The sequence below is a fragment of the Pseudonocardia oceanicola genome, assembly GCF_047200735.1.
Classification (GTDB): Bacteria; Actinomycetota; Actinomycetes; order Mycobacteriales; family Pseudonocardiaceae; genus Pseudonocardia.
The window spans coordinates 1-5,925 of sequence record NZ_JBJZON010000055.1 but is presented as its reverse complement, the minus strand read 5'-3'; the positions used below and the strand labels follow the sequence as shown (position 1 = coordinate 5,925).

Here is a 5,925-nt window from a genome sequence, read left to right as displayed (position 1 = left end):
CCTGCGCTCCGTGGTCGTCCTCTGATGGCCGGTTCGACTCAGCACGGGATCGACCACGTCATCACGTCCGGGACGTTCTCCCTCGACGGGGGTACCTGGGAGGTCGACAACAACGTCTGGATCGTCGGCGACGAACGCGAGGTCGTGATCATCGACGCCGAGGCGATCGTCGCGGCGGTCGGGGACCGGCGGGTGAAGGCGATCGTGTGCACGCACGCCCACGACGACCACGCCAACCAGGGACCCCCTTCAGGTCCGGCTCCTCCCGATCCCGCGCGCAAGGGTCGCGTCCCCCGGCGACCCGTGGACGCCCTTCCCCCGATGAGATCGACGACCTGCTCCTCGGCTGTGGAATGCCAGGGGAACGATCGCACCTCCGACTCGCTTCCGGGCACCCAGGACGAGCGCTTCCATGCGGCCAGGGAGCGGACGAAGGAGGTGACCAGAACCGGATCGTCGCGCTGGCGGGGCAATGGTCAGGACCTGTGGATGGGATCTTAGATCAAGCTCAGGCGTGTTGCGCGGAGTTGGGTCCGGGCTGCTCAGTCGGCAGCCGGGTCGGTCACCTTGAGGTCGGACTGCAGGTCCGGGTGGGCGGTGAAGACGGCGACCTGAAGTTCGGCGACAAGTCGTTGGGTGGGATCGTCGACGTCGACGCCGAAGGCGTCACGGATGCGGGTGAGTCGATACTTGAGGGTGTTGCGGTGCACGTAGAGGATGCGTGCGGCAGCGGTGAGGTCGCCGCCGGCGTCGAAGAACGCGCGCAGGCTCGGCAGGTACTCGGTGCCGCGGTCGCGGTCGCTGACGACCATGCCGGCAACGCCGCCTTGAAGCAGTCGGGGGCGTTCGAGGATGAGCTCGGTAAGCTCGGACAGGACGGCTTCGGCGACGGAGTCCTCGAAGGAGACCACGCGGCGTTGTTCGTCGAGCAGCGGCAGGTTCAGCAGTCGATCGACGCCGCGGCGTGTGTCGCTGATCTGGTCGACATCGGTGATCTCGCCGCTGACGGCGGCGCGAAGGTCGGTGCGAAGCTGGCGAGCGGCCTGACCGACGATCTCGTTGGCCAGTGCGACGACCTCACGGGTTGGGCGGTCGTCGAGCGCGGGAAACAGCGCGTAGATGCGACCGTTGCAGGAGGTGACCGCGCCGCGGCGGTGGGAGGCCTCGACTCGGAGGGCGACGAGGTCCTCGAGTGGACGCAACGCGACCTGGTCGTCGGAACGGCTTCGGGGGTCGTTGTGCTCGCGGACGAACGAGACCAGTCGGAAGGGTACTCCTTGGATGCCGAGTCGGGTGGCGACGGTTTCGGGGTTTCCTCGGTCGGACAAGGCGTTGCGCAGCAGGTCGCTGCGCAGCCGGCGGTCGAGGTCCTCGCTGATGCGTGAGCGCAGCAGCTGGAGGGATGCGACGCGGGCGATCTCGGCGAGCAGGTCTTCGGACTGCTGGTCGAGCTCGCGGGTGGTCTCGGCAACCCAGATGTAGCCGAGGATGTCCGTGCCGCCACGGATCGCAGTGACCAAGCGTGTCGCGCCGTCAGGGGGGACAACACGCACGGGGCGTAAGCTCTGCCGGACACGGGGGAGAACGCCTGTGCTCTCGCACCAGGCGATGAACTCCTTCGGCGGGCGACGCTGGAGGATGGACTGCTGGCGGATCTCGTCGATCGCGTCGCCGAGGCTGGAGAAGGCGATGACCTCCATCCGGTCGTCGTCGATGATGACCGGGCCTTCGAGGGTCGCCGCAGCGGAGTTTGCCAGCGCGAACAGGTCGCCAAAAGGCACCCCGCGCTCGTCGGCGACGGTTGCCGAGGTCGACGAGATCGCGCGCCGTGCGAGGACATGGAGCTGGTCCCAGGACATCTCCGGGGAGATCGCCAGGACGGTGGCGTCGCAGGTCACGGCCAGCTTGCGCAACAGGTCGCGTTCGAGGTCATCGCGGATCTTGAACGCGAGCGTGATGTCATGCCCGAGGAGTGTCATCAGCGGCTCGACGTCCGGGTCGTCGGGGCGGACTCCGATGGCGAGGACGAGGTCGCCCGGGCTGGCCTGGGCTGCGGTCGAGGTGTCGTGGATCAGGACTGCGACGATCGGGAGGGCCAGGCCGGCGGGAGCGTGGAGGACGTCCACGAAGTCCCCGCCGACCAGCCCTAGAAACGTGTCCAGGGAGAGGGTGTTGCCTCTCGAGGGGGGTGTCATGTGGTTCTCCCTCCCGTGGCGCACTCAGGTCATGCTGTGCGCCCCTTCGACCCCAGTGTCGATGGAAGAATTTTCCAGATCGTCCCGCAGCCGTTGCGTCCCTGTAAAACTAGCGAACAGGTGCGCGTAGACCCCCACGGCCGAGACCAAAGCGTCGACCTCGACGTACTCGTCGACGGTGTGCGCGACGCCGAGCTCGCCGGGCCCGAAGACGACGGCCGGGATGCCGAGCTGGTTGCGCATGAACCGGGCGTCGGTAGTGAACGGCAGCCCTGTGACGCCCGGCGCTCGTCCGGACATGGCCTGGTAGGAGCCAGCGACGGTCTTGACGAAGGGGTGACCGGCGTCGATCTCCGAGGGCTCGCAGAAGGTGTCGACGACGAGGTCGTAGTCCGTGCCCGGGGACAGGTCGAGGGAGGCGATCCGGTCGACGATGCCTCGGATCATGCTTCGCTCGGTGTCGCCGGGCAGGACCCTGCGGTCGATCTGCAGCTCGCATTCCTCGGGGACGACGTTGGGGCCGCTTCCGCCCCGGATGACTCCGACGTTGCAGGTTGTGGTGCCCAGCAGCGGGTGCGGCGTCTGGGGGAACTCGTTGTCGTGGAGCACCTGCGCGATCGCGGCGGCGGTGATGATGGCGCTGCGGCCCTTGGACGGCTCGCTGCCGTGGGCGGGAACGCCGCGGGTGGTGATCCGCGCGAACATCAGACCGCGCTCGGCGAGGCAGAGCTTGAGCCCGGTGGGTTCGGGGTCGAGGCAGGCGTCGGCCTGGATGAGTCCCTCGCGCAGGAGCACCGCGGTGCCCTGGCCGCCGCCAAGCTCCTCGTCGGCGACGAGGTGGAAGGCGATCTCGCACGGCAGCTCGAGCCCGAGTGTGCGGCACACCTGCAGGGCGATGATCGCGCTGGCGACCCCGCTTTTCATGTCTGCCGAGCCGCGACCGTAGAGACGCCCGTCGTGGACCTGGCCGCCGAACGGGTCGTGTCGCCACGCGTCCGGCCTCACGGGAACAGTGTCGATATGTCCGTTGACCAGTAGCACCGGCTTGCCGCCGGAGACGCCGTCCCCGGTGGACACCAGCAGGCTCTGACGTCCAGGGGCCGGCTCGACGATGCGGCCCTTGCCGAGGCCCATCTCGCTGAAGACCCCCTGCAGGAACTCGACGACCTCGGTTTCGCGCCCCGGCGGGTTCTCCGACCGGATGCGAACGAGGTCGCGGGTCAGCGAGACGACCGCCTCGACATCGACCGCGGAGCGGATCTTGCGGACGAGGGGGGAGGGCGTCATCGCAACTTCTCCACGTCGTGCTGATCGAGGAACCCGGCGTCGGCGAGGCGCCCCAGGAAGCCACCCAGTCGTGGGTTGACCTTCAGCGGCGCGGCGAGCTGGTCGCGCGCGCCGGCCAGGTCGCCAGAGCGGGCGAGCAGGATTCCGCGCCAGAACTCGGCCTCGGGATTGCCGGTCATGACCCGGGCGGCGTCGGCGAGATCGGCCAGGGCCCGGTCCCGGTCGCCCGGCCGGGGTTCGGTGTAGGGGCCGACCATCAGCCCGGGGGCGAACATGGTTCCGGAGACGGCGTCGAAGGCGCGGCGGTAGCCGAGCAGCCGTCGCAGCTCGCCGATGGGATCAGGGTGGTCCTCCACGCGCAGATCCACCGGTCTGTGGTTCCACGGGTCGGCGACGCGGTCGCCGCTGACGACGAGCAGGGCGGCTCCCTGGCTGCCGCGGACGTCTCCGCCGGCGGCTTCGGCCGCCTCCATCGCGCTCATCAGCCGTTCGGCGAGGTCGCCGTCGCGGCGCTGGTAGGAGTCGAGCATCGCGGGTAGGACGGTGTCGTTGTCGAGCATGTTGCCCTGCACCGCCACGGGACCGGCGACGAGGCTGCCGGCGGCGGCGATGCACGACCTGCCGGTCCAGGTTGCCGCGTCGCCGGTGGCGCCGACGAGCCCGACCTGGCGGACCTCGGGGTGCGGGTCTTCGGCGCGCAGCCGGTCGAGCACTTCGGCGGCGGTCGCTCCAGCGGCAAGCATGTCCATGCCGGTGCCGCCGTAGCGGCCGTCGATGAAGGCCTGTGTGGCGATCGCGCCGACACCCGGCTGAGCCCATGTGACACCGGCGCCGGGGGCGAAGAAGTGGGATTCGCAGGCGACGCCGAGCTGTCCGCTGTCCTCGTCGCGGGCGACGATGGAGTAGGTCATCGAGTGCCGCCATCGAGGTCGGCGTGAAACCCCCGGATCCCTGCGGCCGTCGCCCCGGGATCCTCGAGCATCGGCAGGTGGCCGATGCCCACCATGATGTGGACGTCGCCGCCCAGGGCGCTCGCGAGCTCATGGGCCATTGCCGGGGGACAGGTCGGGTCGTGGGTTCCGACGAATACCCGCGCCGGCACCCTGGTGGCCCGAGCGCCGAGCGTCGCGCCGGCCGAGCGGGAGTCGGCGAGGCCGAAGGTGGTGCGGAGAACCTCGACGACGGTGTCGAGCTCGCGGTCGCCGTTGCGGCCCGCCGATGCCAGCTCCACGAGCTCGGCCGCAGCCTCCGGGCGGGAGGCCGGTCCCAGGATCCCGGCGCCGTGGCGGACGAACCACTCGCGGACACCGAGCGCGCGTAGGTCGCGCTCGGTGTCGTCGAGAGCTGCCTCGTCCCATCCCACCCGCAGCGTCGCGCCGAACGCCACGATGCTGGCCACCCGTTCCGGGGCCGCGACGGCGAACTCCGCCGCCACCGCGCCCCCGATCGAGCCGCACGCCAGGTGCGCTCGCTCCACGTCGCAGGCGTCGAGTACCGCCAGCGCGTCGGTCGCGTAGTCGGCCGGGAAATAGGGCCCGGCTGCCTCGGACCGTCCGTGTGCGCGGTAGTCCACGGCGAAAGCCGCGCGTGCGTCGCCGAGTTCCTCGGCGACAGCGGACCACACCGCGGCAGCGGTGTTCACCGGGTGCAGGTACAGGATCGGGGTTGCGTCCCCTGGCCCTGGCCAGGCCAGGTAGGACAGCTCACCGGCCTTCCCCTGCGTCGCGTGGCGTTCGGCGTGCGGCATTGCGCTGGTACTCCCGACTGGCGTAGTGCTCGGTGAGACTTGATGGGACGTCGTGCTGGTGCCCGAGTCCTGGTCCGGGCGGGGGTAGGGCTCAGGCGTCCTGCGGGAACCGCGGGGTGTCCGGCGAGGCGATCGGCGAGGCGTGGAAGTGCCAGATCTTCCACACCGGGTTGCCCTTGCCGTCGTCACGGCGATAGACCTCGGTCACGCGGAAGACCAGCGGCTCGGCGTCGGGCTCGAGCACGCCGGTGCCCTTGTCCCCGGAGACCTGCGCACTCCAGTAGGTGGTCAGGTAGGCGAGGTTGCCCTCGGAGTAGACCTTGGGCTCCTCGACGATCTTCATGTCGGAGAGGTTGAAGCCGATCTGGTGCAGCCCCTCCCAGAGCTTCACCTTCTCGTCGACGCTGTCGTACTGGTGACCGTTGAGGTTGAACTGCAGGTACCCGGGGTTGGCGAAGTTCGGGTACATCTTCTCTTCGACGAGATCGTTGTTCGACTCCAGCCACGCCTGGTGGACAGCCAGAATCTCCTTGATGTCGTCCGGGTTGTTGACGTTGTCGCTCATCTTTTCTCCCTGAGTTGCGGTGTCGCGTCGCCCGGCGGGGTGCGGGGCGCAGGTACTAGGGGTCAGGTCTGTTCGGCGTGGGCACGCAGCCTGGGCAGGACGTCCTCGGCGAACTGGCCGAGGAAGCGCTG

Annotated in this window: 6 protein-coding genes; 1 reads left to right on the top strand and 5 read right to left on the bottom strand. The window is 69.4% G+C overall.

The window, feature by feature from the left end:
- The first annotated feature begins 24 nt into the window (after positions 1 to 24).
- Positions 25 to 501: an MBL fold metallo-hydrolase gene (locus ACL02T_RS34565; RefSeq protein WP_412835040.1), complete on the top strand. Its 477-nt coding sequence runs from the start codon at positions 25 to 27 to the stop codon at positions 499 to 501.
- Positions 502 to 542: 41 nt separating this feature from the next.
- Here the strand turns inward: ACL02T_RS34565 and ACL02T_RS34560 are convergent, their stop codons facing one another.
- The 5 genes from ACL02T_RS34560 to ACL02T_RS34540 form a co-directional block, all read right to left on the bottom strand.
- On the bottom strand, positions 543 to 2,195 hold the full coding sequence (locus ACL02T_RS34560) for a PucR family transcriptional regulator (RefSeq protein WP_412835039.1): 1,653 nt from the start codon (positions 2,193 to 2,195) through the stop codon (positions 543 to 545).
- A gap of 24 nt (positions 2,196 to 2,219) precedes the next feature.
- The gene (locus ACL02T_RS34555; protein ID WP_412835038.1) at positions 2,220 to 3,482 is read right to left on the bottom strand and encodes a M20 family metallopeptidase; all 1,263 of its coding nucleotides are present in this window, start codon (positions 3,480 to 3,482) and stop codon (positions 2,220 to 2,222) included.
- On the bottom strand, positions 3,479 to 4,393 hold the full coding sequence (locus tag ACL02T_RS34550; protein WP_412835037.1) for a DUF1028 domain-containing protein: 915 nt from the start codon (positions 4,391 to 4,393) through the stop codon (positions 3,479 to 3,481). The genes ACL02T_RS34555 and ACL02T_RS34550 overlap by 4 nt, the downstream gene beginning before the upstream one ends.
- On the bottom strand, positions 4,390 to 5,229 hold the full coding sequence (locus ACL02T_RS34545; protein WP_412835036.1) for an alpha/beta fold hydrolase: 840 nt from the start codon (positions 5,227 to 5,229) through the stop codon (positions 4,390 to 4,392). The genes ACL02T_RS34550 and ACL02T_RS34545 overlap by 4 nt, the downstream gene beginning before the upstream one ends.
- A gap of 91 nt (positions 5,230 to 5,320) precedes the next feature.
- Positions 5,321 to 5,794, bottom strand: a complete 474-nt coding sequence (locus ACL02T_RS34540; protein WP_412835035.1) for a YybH family protein — start codon at positions 5,792 to 5,794, stop codon at positions 5,321 to 5,323.
- Between the last annotated feature and the right edge of the window lie 131 nt (positions 5,795 to 5,925).